Source organism: Mycobacterium noviomagense (assembly GCF_010731635.1).
GTDB lineage: Bacteria > Actinomycetota > Actinomycetes > Mycobacteriales > Mycobacteriaceae > Mycobacterium > Mycobacterium noviomagense.
This window is the reverse complement of sequence record NZ_AP022583.1, coordinates 4,547,934-4,562,008: the sequence shown is the minus strand read 5'-3', so window position 1 is coordinate 4,562,008 and position 14,075 is coordinate 4,547,934. Positions and strand designations below refer to the sequence as shown.

At 66.7% G+C, this 14,075-nt stretch carries 13 protein-coding genes; 12 read left to right on the top strand and 1 reads right to left on the bottom strand.

The window, feature by feature from the left end:
* Positions 1 to 51 precede the first annotated feature (51 nt).
* The 8 genes from G6N15_RS21600 (at position 52) to G6N15_RS21565 (ending at position 6,762) form a co-directional block, all read left to right on the top strand.
* Positions 52 to 933 (top strand): undecaprenyl-diphosphate phosphatase, encoded by an 882-nt coding sequence (locus G6N15_RS21600; RefSeq protein ID WP_083088903.1) that lies wholly within the window; start codon positions 52 to 54, stop codon positions 931 to 933.
* A complete protein-coding gene (locus G6N15_RS21595) occupies positions 930 to 1,646 on the top strand; it encodes a histidine phosphatase family protein (RefSeq protein WP_083088904.1) in 717 nt (238 codons plus the stop codon). Before G6N15_RS21600 ends, G6N15_RS21595 begins: the two co-directional genes overlap by 4 nt.
* 92 nt (positions 1,647 to 1,738) lie before the next feature.
* Entirely contained in the window at positions 1,739 to 2,326 is a 588-nt protein-coding gene (locus G6N15_RS21590) for a DUF3090 domain-containing protein (protein ID WP_083088905.1), read from the top strand.
* Positions 2,310 to 3,125 carry an SCO1664 family protein gene (locus G6N15_RS21585; protein WP_083088906.1) on the top strand — a complete coding sequence of 272 codons (816 nt, stop codon included), beginning with the start codon at positions 2,310 to 2,312 and terminating at the stop codon, positions 3,123 to 3,125. The genes G6N15_RS21590 and G6N15_RS21585 overlap by 17 nt, the downstream gene beginning before the upstream one ends.
* 32 nt (positions 3,126 to 3,157) lie before the next feature.
* The gene (locus tag G6N15_RS21580; RefSeq protein ID WP_083088907.1) at positions 3,158 to 3,670 is read left to right on the top strand and encodes a DUF2505 domain-containing protein; all 513 of its coding nucleotides are present in this window, start codon (positions 3,158 to 3,160) and stop codon (positions 3,668 to 3,670) included.
* 44 nt (positions 3,671 to 3,714) lie between these two features.
* A complete protein-coding gene (locus G6N15_RS21575) occupies positions 3,715 to 4,488 on the top strand; it encodes a 3'(2'),5'-bisphosphate nucleotidase CysQ (RefSeq protein ID WP_083088908.1) in 774 nt (257 codons plus the stop codon).
* Positions 4,489 to 4,623: 135 nt separating this feature from the next.
* On the top strand, positions 4,624 to 5,859 hold the full coding sequence (gene mshC, locus G6N15_RS21570) for a cysteine--1-D-myo-inosityl 2-amino-2-deoxy-alpha-D-glucopyranoside ligase (RefSeq protein ID WP_083088909.1): 1,236 nt from the start codon (positions 4,624 to 4,626) through the stop codon (positions 5,857 to 5,859).
* Between the two features lie 24 nt (positions 5,860 to 5,883).
* Positions 5,884 to 6,762 carry an SDR family oxidoreductase gene (locus tag G6N15_RS21565; protein WP_083088910.1) on the top strand — a complete coding sequence of 293 codons (879 nt, stop codon included), beginning with the start codon at positions 5,884 to 5,886 and terminating at the stop codon, positions 6,760 to 6,762.
* Between the two features lie 91 nt (positions 6,763 to 6,853).
* Here the strand turns inward: G6N15_RS21565 and G6N15_RS21560 are convergent, their stop codons facing one another.
* Complete coding sequence (locus G6N15_RS21560) at positions 6,854 to 7,732, bottom strand: PAC2 family protein (protein ID WP_083088911.1); 879 nt, start codon at positions 7,730 to 7,732, stop codon at positions 6,854 to 6,856.
* Positions 7,733 to 7,800: 68 nt separating this feature from the next.
* Here G6N15_RS21560 and metH point away from each other — a divergent pair, with 68 nt between their 5' ends.
* The 4 genes from metH to hisG all read left to right on the top strand — a co-directional run bounded on the left by metH (position 7,801) and on the right by hisG (position 14,047).
* Positions 7,801 to 11,391 carry a methionine synthase gene (gene metH / locus G6N15_RS21555; protein WP_083088912.1) on the top strand — a complete coding sequence of 1,197 codons (3,591 nt, stop codon included), beginning with the start codon at positions 7,801 to 7,803 and terminating at the stop codon, positions 11,389 to 11,391.
* Between the two features lie 5 nt (positions 11,392 to 11,396).
* Complete coding sequence (locus G6N15_RS21550; protein WP_083088913.1) at positions 11,397 to 12,797, top strand: sugar porter family MFS transporter; 1,401 nt, start codon at positions 11,397 to 11,399, stop codon at positions 12,795 to 12,797.
* A gap of 75 nt (positions 12,798 to 12,872) precedes the next feature.
* The gene (locus G6N15_RS21545; protein WP_083088914.1) at positions 12,873 to 13,154 is read left to right on the top strand and encodes a phosphoribosyl-ATP diphosphatase; all 282 of its coding nucleotides are present in this window, start codon (positions 12,873 to 12,875) and stop codon (positions 13,152 to 13,154) included.
* A gap of 32 nt (positions 13,155 to 13,186) precedes the next feature.
* Positions 13,187 to 14,047 (top strand): ATP phosphoribosyltransferase, encoded by an 861-nt coding sequence (gene hisG / locus G6N15_RS21540; RefSeq protein ID WP_083088923.1) that lies wholly within the window; start codon positions 13,187 to 13,189, stop codon positions 14,045 to 14,047.
* Positions 14,048 to 14,075: the final 28 nt, after the last annotated feature.

The window sequence follows — 14,075 nt, the reverse complement described above, 5'->3', positions numbered from 1 at the left end:
AGGGCCCCACAGGCACCCGGTACGGTCGTCGTCGTGACTGCGACGCCGACGATGTCTTGGTGGCAGGTCGTCGTTTTGTCGGTGGTGCAGGGGTTGACGGAATTCCTGCCCGTGTCGTCGTCGGGGCATCTGGCGATCGTGTCGCGCATCATGTTCGGGCGCGACGCCGGCGCTTCGTTCACCGCGGTCGCCCAGCTGGGCACCGAGGTCGCCGTGCTGGTCTACTTTGCTCGCGACATCGTGCGCATCGCCACCGCGTGGCTTAAAGGCCTTGTCCGTTCCCGAGCGCCACGGGGCGGCCCCGGCGCTCAGGTGAGCCGCGGCAACACCCTCGAGCACCGGGATATCGACTATTGGATGGGCTGGTACGTGATCGTCGGGACGATCCCGATATGTGTCCTCGGCGTGCTCTTCACCGACCAAATCCGCTCCGGCGTCCGCAATTTGTGGGTGGTGGCGACGGCGCTGGTGCTGTTTTCCGCGGTGATCGCGGCTGCGGAGTACGTGGGGCGGCAGAGCAGGCATGTTGAGCAGCTGACCGTCTGGGACGCCCTCATCGTGGGCTGTGCCCAGACGCTGGCTCTGGTCCCGGGGGTGTCGCGGTCCGGGGCAACGATCAGCGCCGGGCTGTTTCTCGGGCTCGACCGTGAGTTGGCCGCTCGGTTCGCTTTCCTGCTCGCGATTCCGGCGGTGTTCGCCTCGGGACTGTTTTCGCTGCCCGACGCTTTCCACCCGGTGCGCGAGGGGATGAGCGCCAGCGGACCGCAGTTGTTGGTGGCGACGCTGATCGCGTTCGTCGTCGGCTACAGCGCGGTGGCGTGGTTTCTGCGGTTTCTGGTGCGTCACAGCATGTATTGGTTCGTCGGGTATCGGCTGGTCGCGGGGATCAGCGTGTTGGCCTTGCTCGCGGCGGGGACGGTATCCGCGACATGACGGTCATCCTGCTGCGGCACGGCCGATCGACGTCGAACACCGCGCAGGTGCTGGCGGGCCGTTCCGAGGGGGTCGACCTCGACGACAAGGGCCGTGAGCAAGCCGCCGAACTGACCGGCCGTCTCGGCGAGCTGCCGCTCAAGGCGCTGGTGACCTCGCCGCTGCTGCGGTGCCGGCGCACGGTCGAACCGCTCGCCGAGGCGCTGGGCATGCAGCCGGTAGTCGACGAACGACTCTCCGAAGTCGACTACGGCCAGTGGACCGGCCGCAAAATCGCCGAGCTGGCCAAAGAGCCGTTGTGGACGGTGGTTCAGGCCCATCCCAGTGCGGCGGTGTTTCCAGACGGCGAAGGGTTGGCTCAGGTGCAGGCGCGCGCGGTGGCCGCGGTCCGCGACCACGACCGGCGGCTCGCCGACGAGCACGGCGGTGACGCACTGTGGTTGGCCTGCACGCACGGCGACGTCATCAAAGCGGTAGTCGCCGACGCGCTGGGCAACCATTTGGACAGCTTTCAGCGCATCACCGCCGACCCGGCATCGATGAGCGTGATCCGCTACACCCAGCTGCGCCCATTCGTGTTGCACGTCAACCACACCGGCGCGCGACTCACCGCTGCTTTGACCGCGGCGCCTTCTTCGGATGCGGCGTCGGATAAAGAGCCGGATAAAGAGATGCCGCCCGGCGACGCGGTGGTCGGCGGGTCCACCGACTAACTGTTAAGGGCCGCGCGTCATTGCAAATGCGTATGCGGCGCAATTGCCGGGCATTACATCAGAACGACGATTGCCGGTATTTTGGAGATGCCATGGCCCGAGCAATTCATGTCTTTCGCACACCCGACCGCTTCGTCGCCGGGACCGTCGGCCAGCCCGGAAACCGCACCTTCTACCTGCAAGCCGTCCATGACAACCGGGTGGTGTCGGTGGTACTGGAGAAACAGCAGGTCGCGGTGCTCGCCGACCGCATCGGCGCGTTGCTGTATGAGGTGCATCGCAGGTTCGGCACACCGGTTCCTCCGGAGACCACCGAGGTGGACGACCTCAGCCCGCTGATCACGCCGATCGACGCCGAGTTTCGGGTCGGCACGATGGGACTGGGGTGGGATTCCGAGGCGCAGACCGTGGTGGTCGAGTTGCTGGCTGTCACCGACACCGAGTTCGACGCGTCGGTGGTGCTTGACGACACCGAGGAAGGCCCCGACGCGGTGCGGGTGTTTTTGACGCCGGAGTCGGCCCGGCAGTTCGCAACCCGGTCGCATCGCGTCATCTCGGCGGGACGTCCTCCGTGTCCGCTGTGCGACGAACCGCTGGACCCGGAGGGACACATCTGCGCGCGCACCAACGGCTACCGGCGCAGCGCGCTGCTCGGGTCTGACGATGACGCCGAGGCCTGATGATCGAGAGGTGTTGCGGCGCGGCGGGCTGACGGTCTTAGGACGCATTCGCTCGGCGAGTAACGCCACCTTTTTGTGCGAGTCGACGCTGGGTGAGCGCAGCGTGCACTGCGTCTACAAACCGATTGCCGGTGAGCAGCCGCTGTGGGATTTCCCCGACGGAACGCTGGCCGGTCGGGAACTCGGCGCGTATCTGGTGTCGACCCAGCTGGGCTGGAACATCGTGCCCTACACGATCATTCGCGACGGGCCGGCTGGCCGCGGCATGCTGCAGTTGTGGATTCACCAACCCGGCGACGCGCCGGACTCCGATCCCGATACCGGACCCGACCTGGTCGACCTATTTCCCGCCGGCAAACCGCCTGCGGGTTATCTGCCGGTGCTGCGCGCCTACGACTATGCCGGCGACGAAGTCATCCTGATGCACGCCGACGACATCCGGTTGCGGCGGATGTCGGTGTTCGACGTGCTGGTCAACAACGCCGACCGCAAGGGCGGCCACATTTTGCGCGGCGTCGACGGGCGGGTCTACGGAGTCGACCACGGTGTCTGCCTGCACACCCAGGACAAGTTGCGCACGGTGTTGTGGGGCTGGGCGGGCAAGCCCATCGACGACGAAACTCTGGACGCGGTCGCCGGACTGGCCGAAGCGCTGCGCGGCCCGCTCGCCGACACGCTGGCCGGGCACATCACTGCCCGTGAAATCTCGGCGTTACGCCGGCGGGCGCGCGCGTTGCTGGACAATCCGGTGATGCCCACTCCGGACCGGCATCGTCCCATTCCGTGGCCGGCGTTCTGACGCGACGATCAAAACCGATACGCTCGCTTTCTATGCCGCGTTCGTTCGCCTACTCGATTGAGTCTCCGGTTGGCGTCGACCAAATCCTTTCGGCGTTCGGCGACAACGACTACTGGCAGGCGAGGCTGGTTGCCGCAGGGAACGACACCGCGACAGTGGACTCCTTGGCCGTCGACCCGCACGGTGCGGTGACCGTGGTCGTCAGGTCCAGCATTCTGCGCACCCAGCTGCCGAAAATGGTGGCAAAGTTGGTCCGCGGTGATCTGGAGCAGATCCAAAGCGAGAATTGGACCCCGATCGACGGCGGCCGGGTGCGCGGCGAGGTCACCGTGTCGATGCGCGGGGCACCGTTTTCCGGGGCTTGTGAGGCGTTGTTGGCGCCGGTCAGCAATGGTTCGCGGTGGGAGGTGAGTGGGACCGTGGCAGTCAAAGTCCCACTGGTCGGAAGCCCCATCGAGAACATGATCGGCACCCAATTCGGCACCGGCATCACTAACCTCCAGCGCTTCACCGCCGAATGGATCGAAGAAAACCGCCGACCATAGGCCGCTAGGGTCGGTCCCGATCGGCCTTCGGCAATACTGGATCGGTGAGCCCAGCCCGCGACCTGACCGACGCTGCGCTGGCCGCTCAATTGGCCGAGGACGCCGGAAAGCTGTTGCTGGCGGTGCGCGACGACGTCGGGTTCGACTATCCGTGGCTGCTGGGCGACGCCGGCGACGCGCAGGCGAACGCACTGCTGCTGCGGCGGCTGCAGGCCGAACGGCCCGGTGACGCGGTGCTCAGCGAAGAAGCCTATGACGACCTCTCCCGTGTGGATGGCGACCGGGTGTGGATCATCGACCCACTGGATGGCACCCGCGAATTCTCTACGCCCGGATGCGACGACTGGGCGGTCCATGTGGCGCTGTGGCAGCGCGACCGCGGGCCGCAGGGGGCCATCACCGACGCGGCGGTCGCGTTGCCCGCGATCGGCGAGCTCTACCGCAGCGACACCGTGACTGCCAGCACCGCGACGCGCTCGGGGCCTATTCGTATCACCGCCAGCGCGAGCCGGCCGCCCGCGGTGCTGTACCGACTGCGGGAACGGCTGGACATCGAAATGGTTCGGATCGGCTCGGCCGGAGCGAAGGCGATGTCGGTGGTGCGCGGCGATGCCGACGCCTACATTCACGCCGGCGGCCAATGGGAGTGGGACTCGGCCGCCCCCGCGGGCGTCGTGTTGGCAGCGGGCCTGCATGCGTCCCGGCTGGACGGCTCCGAGCTGGTCTACAACCGGCCCGACCCGTATCTGCCTGATCTGCTGATGTGCCGCCCGGAGCTGGCCGACGTACTCCTGGAGGCGATCGCAAGCGCGGCGTAGCCGGGCGCAGCGGGTCGCCGCCATCCAACCTCGGTGCCATTCGGTTGGCCAGCTGACACCACGCTGGGGCTGAATTGCGCGGCTCCTCCTCGGGCCGTTCCGGCCCGCATCGTCGCCACGCTTAAAGTCGACGGTATGCAATCCTGGCCCTCCCCGCCCCGACCGGTGTTGCCGGGACGCGGGCCGGAGCTTCGGCTGTATGACACGGCCGATCGGCAGGTTCGCCCAGTGGCGGCAGGCAAGACGGCAACCATGTATGTCTGCGGTATCACCCCGTATGACGCCACCCATCTGGGCCACGCTGCCACCTATCTGGCCTTCGACCTGGTGCACCGGTTGTGGCTGGATCTGGGGCACGACGTGCAGTACGTGCAGAACGTCACCGACGTCGACGACCCACTGTTCGAGCGGGCCGACCGCGACGGCGTCGACTGGCGCGAGCTCGCCGAGCGCGAGGTCGCCTTGTTCCGCGACGATATGGCGGCGCTACGGGTACTGCCGCCGCAGCAATACGTTTCAGCGACCGAGGCCATCGCGGAAGTCGTCGAGCTCGTCGAGAAGATGCTGGCCTCCGGCGCGGCATACGTGGTCGACGGCGAATACCCCGACGTCTACTACCGGGCCGACGCCACACTGCAGTTCGGCTACGAATCCGGCTATGACCGCGACACGATGCTGCGGCTGTTCGCCGAGCGTGGCGGCGACCCGAACCGCCAAGGCAAAAGTGACGAACTCGACGCGCTGATGTGGCGTGCCGCGCGGCCGGGAGAACCGAGTTGGCCGGCGCCGTTCGGGCCCGGCCGGCCCGGCTGGCACGTCGAGTGCGCCGCGATCGCGTTGAGCCACATCGGTACGGGCCTCGACATCCAGGGCGGCGGTAGCGATTTGATCTTTCCGCATCACGAGTTCACCGCCGCCCATGCCGAATGTGTAAGCGGGGAGCGCCGATTCGCCCGCCACTACGTACACGCCGGGATGATCGGTTGGGACGGCCACAAGATGTCTAAGAGCCGGGGCAATCTCGTGCTCGTATCGACGCTGCGCGGTCAAGGCGTCGAGCCGTCGGCTATCCGGCTGGGCTTGCTGGCCGGGCATTACCGAGCTGACCGCTACTGGAACGCACAACTGCTCGACGAGGCGACCGCTCGGCTGCACCGGTGGCGCACCGCGACTGCGCTGCCCGCCGGTCCCGACGTCGCCGACACCATCGCCCGGGCTCGCCGCTACTTGGCCGACGACCTCGACACCCCGAAAGCCCTTGCTGCCGTTGATGGTTGGGTCACCGACGCGCTGGAGTACGGGGGACAGGACCCCGCCGCTCCGCAGGAGTTGGCAGCCGCGGTGGACGCGCTGTTGGGTGTAGACCTGTAATCGCCGCGGCGGTACGTTCGTCCCATGACGCCCGTCAGCTCACAAGTCGTATTAATCACCGGTGCTGCAGCGGGAATCGGCGCGGAAGTCGCCCGCCGGCTGCGCGACAAGGGCGCCAAACTAGTGCTGACCGACTTGGACGAAGCGCAGCTGGGGAAACTGTGCGCCGAACTCGGTGACCAGTGGGCGCTTGGCGTGGCGGCCGACGTCCGCGACCGCGCGGCGATGCAGGCCGCGGTCGACCAGGCCGTCGAACGGTTCGGCGGCATCGACACGGTGATAGCCAACGCCGGAATTATCAGCTACGGCTCGGTACTTCAGGTCGATCCGGACGCCTTCCGCCGGCTCATCGACGTCAACGTGCTCGGGGTGTACCACACGGTGCGGGCCGCACTTCCGTCGGTGATCGAGCGTCGTGGCTACGTGCTGATCGTCTCGTCGCTGGCCGCCTACGCCGCCCCCGCCGGTCTGGCGCCCTACTGCGCTTCCAAAGCCGCGGTCGAGCACTTCGCCAACGCATTGCGGCTGGAAGTGGCGCATCTGGGCGTCGACGTCGGATCGGCCCACATGTCGTGGATCGACACCGCGATGGTGCAAGACACCGAGGCGGACTTGTCGACGTTCGCCGAGATGATCAGCAAGCTGCCGTACCCGATGAACCGCACCACGTCGGTGCACAAGTGCGCGCGGGCCTTCGTCAAGGGCATCGAGCGGCGCAAGCGCCGCATCAACTGCCCGCCCTGGGTCGGAGCGATCCGTTGGCTGCGCCCGGTGCTGTCGACTCCGGTGGGCGAAGCGCCGGTGCGGCGGCTCGTGCCGGATGTGCTGCCCCGCATGGACGCCGAAGTGGCCGCGCTCGGTCGTTCCACCAGCGCCCACACTGAGGCGCTCGAGAACCGCTAGCATCCACGGGCGCGAGCGTGCGTGTTTGTCCACGACACGCCGGGTCAGCACGGCATTCTGTGCACGCTCGGCGCCCGAGATAATGCCCGAACTACCGCCCGAAACCGGGGCGGCGGCGCCGTAGATAACGCTCGAATTCGGCGGCCAGCGCGTCGCCGTCGATCTTGCCCAGCGCCTCATGCATGTCGACTTCGGCGTCGCCGCGCTGCTCGAGCGAGGTCACGTACTCGGCGATCTCCTCGTCCTCGGCGGTCATCTCGCTGACCGCCTGCTCCCACTCCTCGGCTTGGGCCGGTAAATCCGCCAGCGGCACCTCGATGTCGAGCACGTCCTCGACGCGGCGCAGCAGCGCGACCGTGGCCTTAGGGTTGGGGGGCTGAGACACGTAGTGCGGCACTGCAGCCCAGAAGGTGACCGCGGGAATACCGGCCGCTACGCAAGCGTCCTGGAACACGCCCGCGATGCCGGTTGGGCCTTCATAGCGGGTTTCCTCCAAGCCGAAGCGGCGCGCCGACTCCGGCGAGTAGGCCGCCCCGGACACCGGCACCGGCCGAGTGTGCGGTGTGTCGGCCAGCAGCGCCCCGAGGATCACGACGGTCTCCACATTGAGCTTGTCGGCGATGGCCAGCAGCTCAGCGCAAAACGTGCGCCAGCGCATATTGGGCTCCACCCCGTGCATCAGCACGATGTCGCGGTCGCTGCCCGGCGGGTGGCAGTGCGTAATCCGCATTGCCGGCCACACCAGCTCTCGCGTCACCCCGTCGACCTGGCGGATCACCGGCCGGTTCACCTGGTAGTCGTAGTAGGCCTCGTCGTCGATCTCGACGATCGGCTCGGCCTCCCAGATGGCGTCTAGGTGCTCCACAGCGTCGCTGGCGGCGTCGCCGGCGTCGTTCCAGCCCTCGAAAGCCGCCACCACGACGGTGTTGTGCAATTCGGGCAGCGCGGCCCTGGAATCGGGCGGGGTCACAGGATCAGCGTACGGCGTCGCACAGGCTGTTCGCGCTGTGACGAACAGACCATTTGAATAGGCCAGCTATGCTTGTCCGGGTGACTTTCTCCAACGATCACGCCTACGACACCGACTTACTCGACACCTTGGCGCAGCGCGTCATGGTGGGCGACGGCGCCATGGGCACCCAGCTGCAGGCCGCGGAGCTGACGCTCGACGACTTCCGCGGCCTGGAGGGCTGCAACGAGATCCTCAACGAGACTCGCCCCGACGTGATCGAGACCATCCACCGCAACTACTTCGAGGCCGGCGCCGAGGCGGTGGAGACCAACACCTTCGGCTGCAACCTGTCCAACCTCGGCGACTACGACATCGCCGACAAGATCCGCGACCTCGCACACCGCGGCACCGCGATCGCGCGGCGGGTGGCCGACGAGCTTTCCACGCAGCAGCGCAAACGCTACGTGCTGGGCTCGATGGGACCGGGCACCAAGCTGCCCACCCTCGGCCACACCGAATACGCGCTGATCCGCGACGCCTACACCGAGGCGGCGCTGGGCATGCTCGAGGGCGGCGCGGACGCCGTCCTGGTGGAGACCTGCCAGGACCTGCTGCAGCTCAAGGCGGCGGTGCTGGGGGCACGGCGGGCGATGACGCAGGCCGGGCGGCACATCCCGGTGATCACCCACGTCACCGTAGAGACCACCGGCACCATGTTGCTGGGCAGCGAGATCGGGGCGGCGCTGACCGCGATCGAGCCGCTCGGTGTCGACATGGTCGGCCTGAACTGCGCCACCGGGCCTGCCGAGATGAGCGAGCACCTGCGCTACCTGTCGCGGCACGCCCGCATCCCGGTGTCGGTGATGCCCAACGCGGGCCTGCCTGTGCTGGGCGCCAACGGCGCCGAATACCCGCTGCAGCCCGACGAGCTGGCCGAGGCCCTGGCCGGATTCATCGCCGAGTTCGGAGTCGCGCTGGTCGGCGGCTGCTGCGGCACAACCCCAGACCACATCCGCCAGGTCGCCGAGGCCGTGCGCACCGTCACCCCCGCTCAGCGGCAGATCACCTACGAGCCGGCGGTGTCCTCGCTGTACACCTCGGTCCCGTTCAAGCAAGAGGCGTCGGTGCTGGTCATCGGGGAACGCACAAACGCCAACGGCTCCAAGGCTTTCCGTGAGGCGATGATCGCCGAGGATTACCAGAAGTGTCTGGACATCGCCAAGGAGCAGACCCGCGACGGGGCACATCTGCTGGACCTGTGCGTCGACTACGTGGGCCGCGATGGGGCGGCCGACATGACCGCGCTGGCCAGCCGGCTGGCCACCGCGTCGACGCTGCCGATCATGCTGGACTCCACCGAAACCGCCGTGCTGCGAGCGGGTTTGGAGCACCTAGGCGGGCGCTGTGCTATCAACTCGGTCAATTACGAAGACGGCGACGGCCCTGACTCCCGGTTCCACAAGACCATGGAACTGGTCGCCGAGCACGGCGCAGCGGTGGTCGCGCTGACCATCGACGAAGAGGGCCAGGCCCGCACCGCCGACAAGAAGGTGGCGATCGCCGGACGGCTGATCGACGACATCACCCGCAACTGGGGTGTCGATGAGTCCTCCATCCTCATCGACTGCCTGACCTTCACCATCGCCACCGGACAGGAGGAGTCGCGCCGCGACGGCATCGAGACCATCGAGGCGATCCGCGAACTGAAGAAACGCCACCCGAACGTGCAAACCACGCTCGGGTTGTCCAACATCTCGTTCGGGCTCAATCCCGCTGCGCGCCAAGTGCTCAACTCGGTGTTCCTGCACGAATGCCAGGAAGCGGGGCTGGATTCGGCGATCGTGCACGCGTCGAAGATCCTGCCGATCAACCGGATTCCGGAAGACCAGCGCACGGTGGCGCTGGATCTGGTCTACGACCGCCGCCGCGACGGCTATGACCCACTGCAAGAGCTGATGGGCATGTTCGAGGGCGTGTCGGCGGCGTCGTCGAAAGAATCCCGCGCCGCCGAGTTGGCCAAGCTGCCGTTGTTCGAGCGATTGGCGCAGCGGATCGTCGACGGCGAGCGCAACGGCCTGGAAGCCGATCTCGACGAGGCGATGACCCAGAAGGCGCCGCTGGCCATCATCAACGAGGACCTGCTGGCCGGCATGAAAACCGTTGGGGAGCTGTTCGGTTCGGGTCAGATGCAGCTGCCGTTCGTGCTGCAGTCGGCCGAGGTGATGAAAGCCGCGGTGGCCTATCTTGAACCGCACATGGAGAAGTCCGAGGACGACCAAGGCAAGGGCCGGATCGTGCTGGCGACCGTCAAGGGCGACGTGCACGACATCGGCAAGAACCTCGTCGACATCATCTTGAGCAACAACGGCTACGAAGTCGTCAACCTCGGCATCAAGCAGCCGATCGGCAACATCCTCGAAGTCGCGGAAGACAAGAGCGCCGATGTTGTCGGCATGTCGGGGTTGCTGGTGAAATCCACTGTGGTGATGAAGGAAAACCTCGAGGAGATGAACACCCGGGGGGTCGCCGAGAAGTTCCCGGTGCTGCTCGGCGGCGCGGCGTTGACCCGCAGCTACGTGGAAAACGACCTCGCCGAGGTCTATGAGGGCGAAGTGCATTACGCCCGCGATGCGTTCGAGGGCCTGAAGTTGATGGACACCATCATGAGCGCCAAGCGGGGGGAGGCGCCCGACACCGACAGCCCGGAGGCAATCGCGGCCCGCGAAAAGGAAGCCGAACGCAAGGCCCGCCACGAGCGCTCGAAACGCATTGCGGCACAACGCAAAGCAGCTGAGACGCCGATCGAGGTACCCGAGCGCTCCGACGTCGCAGCCGACGTCGAGGTGCCGACGCCGCCGTTCTGGGGGTCGCGGATCGTCAAGGGCCTGGCTGTTGCCGACTACAGCGCGTTGCTCGACGAGCGTGCTTTGTTCCTGGGCCAGTGGGGCCTGCGCGGTGCACGCGGCGGCAAAGGCCCGTCCTATGAAGAGCTGGTGGAGACCGAAGGGCGGCCGCGGTTGCGCTACTGGCTGGACCGGCTGTCGACTGACGGGGTGCTGGCGCACGCCGCGGTGGTGTACGGCTACTTCCCGGCGGTCTCCGAGCGCGACGACGTCATCATCCTCACTGAACCGACACCGGATGCGCCGGAGCGGTTCCGGTTCACCTTCCCGCGCCAGCAACGCGACCGGTTCCTCTGTATCGCGGACTTCGTCAGGCCACGGTCACTGGCCACCGAACGTGGCCAGGTTGACGTCCTGCCCTTCCAGCTGGTGACGATGGGCGATCCGATCGCCGACTTCGCCAATAAGCTGTTCGCCTCCAACTCCTACCGCGACTACCTCGAGGTGCACGGCATCGGCGTGCAGCTCACCGAGGCGCTGGCCGAGTACTGGCACCGACGGATCCGCGAGGAGCTGCGCTTCTCCGGCGATCGGGCGATGTCCAGCGAGGACCCGGAATCTGTGGAGGACTACTTCAAGCTGGGCTACCGTGGCGCCCGGTTCTCGTTCGGCTATGGCGCCTGCCCTGACCTGGAGGACCGGGTCAAGACCATGGCGCTGCTGCAGCCAGACCGCATCGGGGTGAGCCTGTCGGAGGAGATGCAGCTGCATCCCGAGCAGTCCACCGATGCGTTCATCCTGCATCACCCCGAGGCCAAGTACTTCAACGTCTGACGCCTATGGCTTACTCAGCGTCGGTCCGGACCGCCGTACGGTTCGCGTCGATCGCTGCGCTCGGCGGGCTGTTCTTCGGCTACGACGTCTCGGTGACAAACGGCGCGGTGGCTGCACTGCAAGACCAATTCCGTGTCGGCAACGCGCTGCTGGGTTTGGCGGCCGGCGCCGGGCTGCTGGGTGCCGCGGCAGGAGCGATTACCGCGGGCCGAATCGCCGACCGGATGGGCCGGCGGTCAATGATGAAGCTCGCGGCCGCGCTGTTTCTGGTGTGCGGAGCGGGTACCGGGCTGGCCGGCAGCATCTGGATCTTCATCGTCTGCCACGCGGTCGGCGGCGTCGGTATCGGAATCGCATCTGTGGTGGCGCCGGCCTACATAGCCGAGATTTCGCCACCGCGTATCCGCGGTCGCCTCGGCTCGCTGCAGCAGCTCGCCATCGTGTGCGGCATTTTCTTGGCCCTGGCAGTGGACTGGGTGCCGTTTCACATCGCGGGCGGTTCCCGCGAACAACTGTGGCTGGGGCTGGCCGCTTGGCGCTGGACCTTCCTCGCCGAGACCATCCCGGCGATCCTCTACGGTGCGCTGGCTTTCAGGATTCCGGAATCACCGCGCTATCTGGTTGCCGCACAACAACTCCCAGAAGCGCGCCGGGTGCTTTCCCTGGTGCTCGACGACCGTGACGTCGACGTCACGGTCCATCGCGTCCAGGAGACGCTCAGGCGAGACCATCCGCCGTCGTGGCGTGATTTGCGCAAGCCGTCCGGCGGCCTGTACGGCATCGTGTGGGTGGGGCTCGGAGTGGCGGTCTTTCAGCAACTGGTCGGCATCACCGTGATCTTCTACTACGGCAGCGTGCTGTGGCAGGCGGTCGGTTTCGAGGAGAGCGCGTCGTTCGGCATCGCGGTGGCCACCTCCGTCGTCAACGTGGCGATCACGTTGATCGCCATGGCGCTGATCGACAAGGTCGGCCGCAAGCCGCTGCTGTTGACCGGGTCGGCCGGCATGGCAGCGATGTTGGCCACGTTGTCGGTCGTCTTCGCTCACGTCCCGATCGTCGGCGGCAAGCCGCACCTCACCGGAGCCTCCGGTGTGGTCGCGCTGATCGCCGCCAACGTCTTCGTGGTGGCGTTCGCAGTGTCGTGGGGGCCGGGGCTTTGGGTGCTGCTGGGCGAGATATTTCCGAACCGCATCCGTGCTGCGGCGCTGGGATTGGCGTCGGCCTGCCAGTGGTTGACCAACTTTGCGGTTGCGTTCACCTTTCCGTCGCTGCGTGAGGCGCTCGGTGTGGCGTACGGCTTCTACGCGCTGTGTGCCACGTTGTCGTTTGTGTTCGTGTGGCGATATGTCCGGGAGACCAAGGGCGTATCGCTGGAAGACATGCACGCCGGGTTGTTGCATGAGTGAACCGTTCCGTGTTCGTGGCGGCTCACGGCTCAAGCGAGCGACACCGGAAACTGCCGTGACTTTGCTGGCCGGCACGTGAAACAATCGCTGCCCGTGAAGACTTTCGAGGATCTGTTCGCCGAACTCGGCGAGCGTGCCCGCAACCGACCGGCTGGCAGCGCCACCGTTGCCGCGCTGGACGGCGGAGTCCATCAGCTGGGCAAGAAGATCCTCGAGGAAGCCGGCGAAGTGTGGCTGGCCGCCGAATATGAGCCCGACGACGCGCTGGCCCAGGAAATCAGCCAGTTGCTCTACTGGACACAGGTGTTGATGATCTCGCGCGGGCTGACCCTCGACGACGTGTACCGGAAGCTGTGATGGCATCGACTGACCGCGGCGGTGCATCGTCGATGCTGCGGGTCGCCGTGCCCAACAAGGGTGCGCTCAGCGAGCCGGCCACCGAGATCTTGTCGGAAGCCGGCTACCGTCGCCGGACCGACCCGAAGGATCTGACCGTCCTGGATCCCATCAACAACGTCGAGTTCTTTTTCCTGCGGCCCAAAGACATTGCGGTCTACGTCGGATCCGGTGACCTTGACTTCGGGATCACCGGACGGGACCTGGTGCGTGAGTCCGATGCGCCGGTGCGGGAACGCTTGGCGCTGGGTTTCGGGTCCTCCAGCTTCCGATATGCGGCCCCGGCCGGCCGCGAGTGGACCACCGCCGATTTAGCCGGCGCGCGAATCGCCACCGCCTACCCGAATCTGGTACGAAAAGATCTGGCCACCAAGGGAATTGAGGCGACGGTAATCCGGCTCGATGGCGCTGTGGAGATTTCGGTGCAGCTGGGAGTCGCCGACGCCATCGCCGACGTGGTGGGCTCCGGTCGCACGCTGGGGCTGCATGATTTGGTGGCCTTCGGTGAACCGCTGTGTGATTCCGAGGCGGTGCTCGTCGAACGAGCCGACCCCGACCGGCATGACCCCGTCCACCCTGCCGCCCGCGACCAGATGGTGGCCCGCATACAGGGGGTGGTGTTCGGCCAGCAGTATCTGATGTTGGACTACGACTGTCCGCGTTCGGCGCTTGACCAAGCCACCTCGATCACACCGGGGTTGGAGTCACCGACCATCGCGCCGCTCGCCGAGCCTGACTGGGTAGCGGTCCGCGCACTGGTACCGCGCCGCGACGTCAACGCGATCATGGACGAGCTTGCCGCTATCGGAGCCAAGGCGATCCTGGCTTCCGACATCCGTTTCTGTCGATTCTGAGCACTCGCGGTATCCGCGCCGCCGCTGT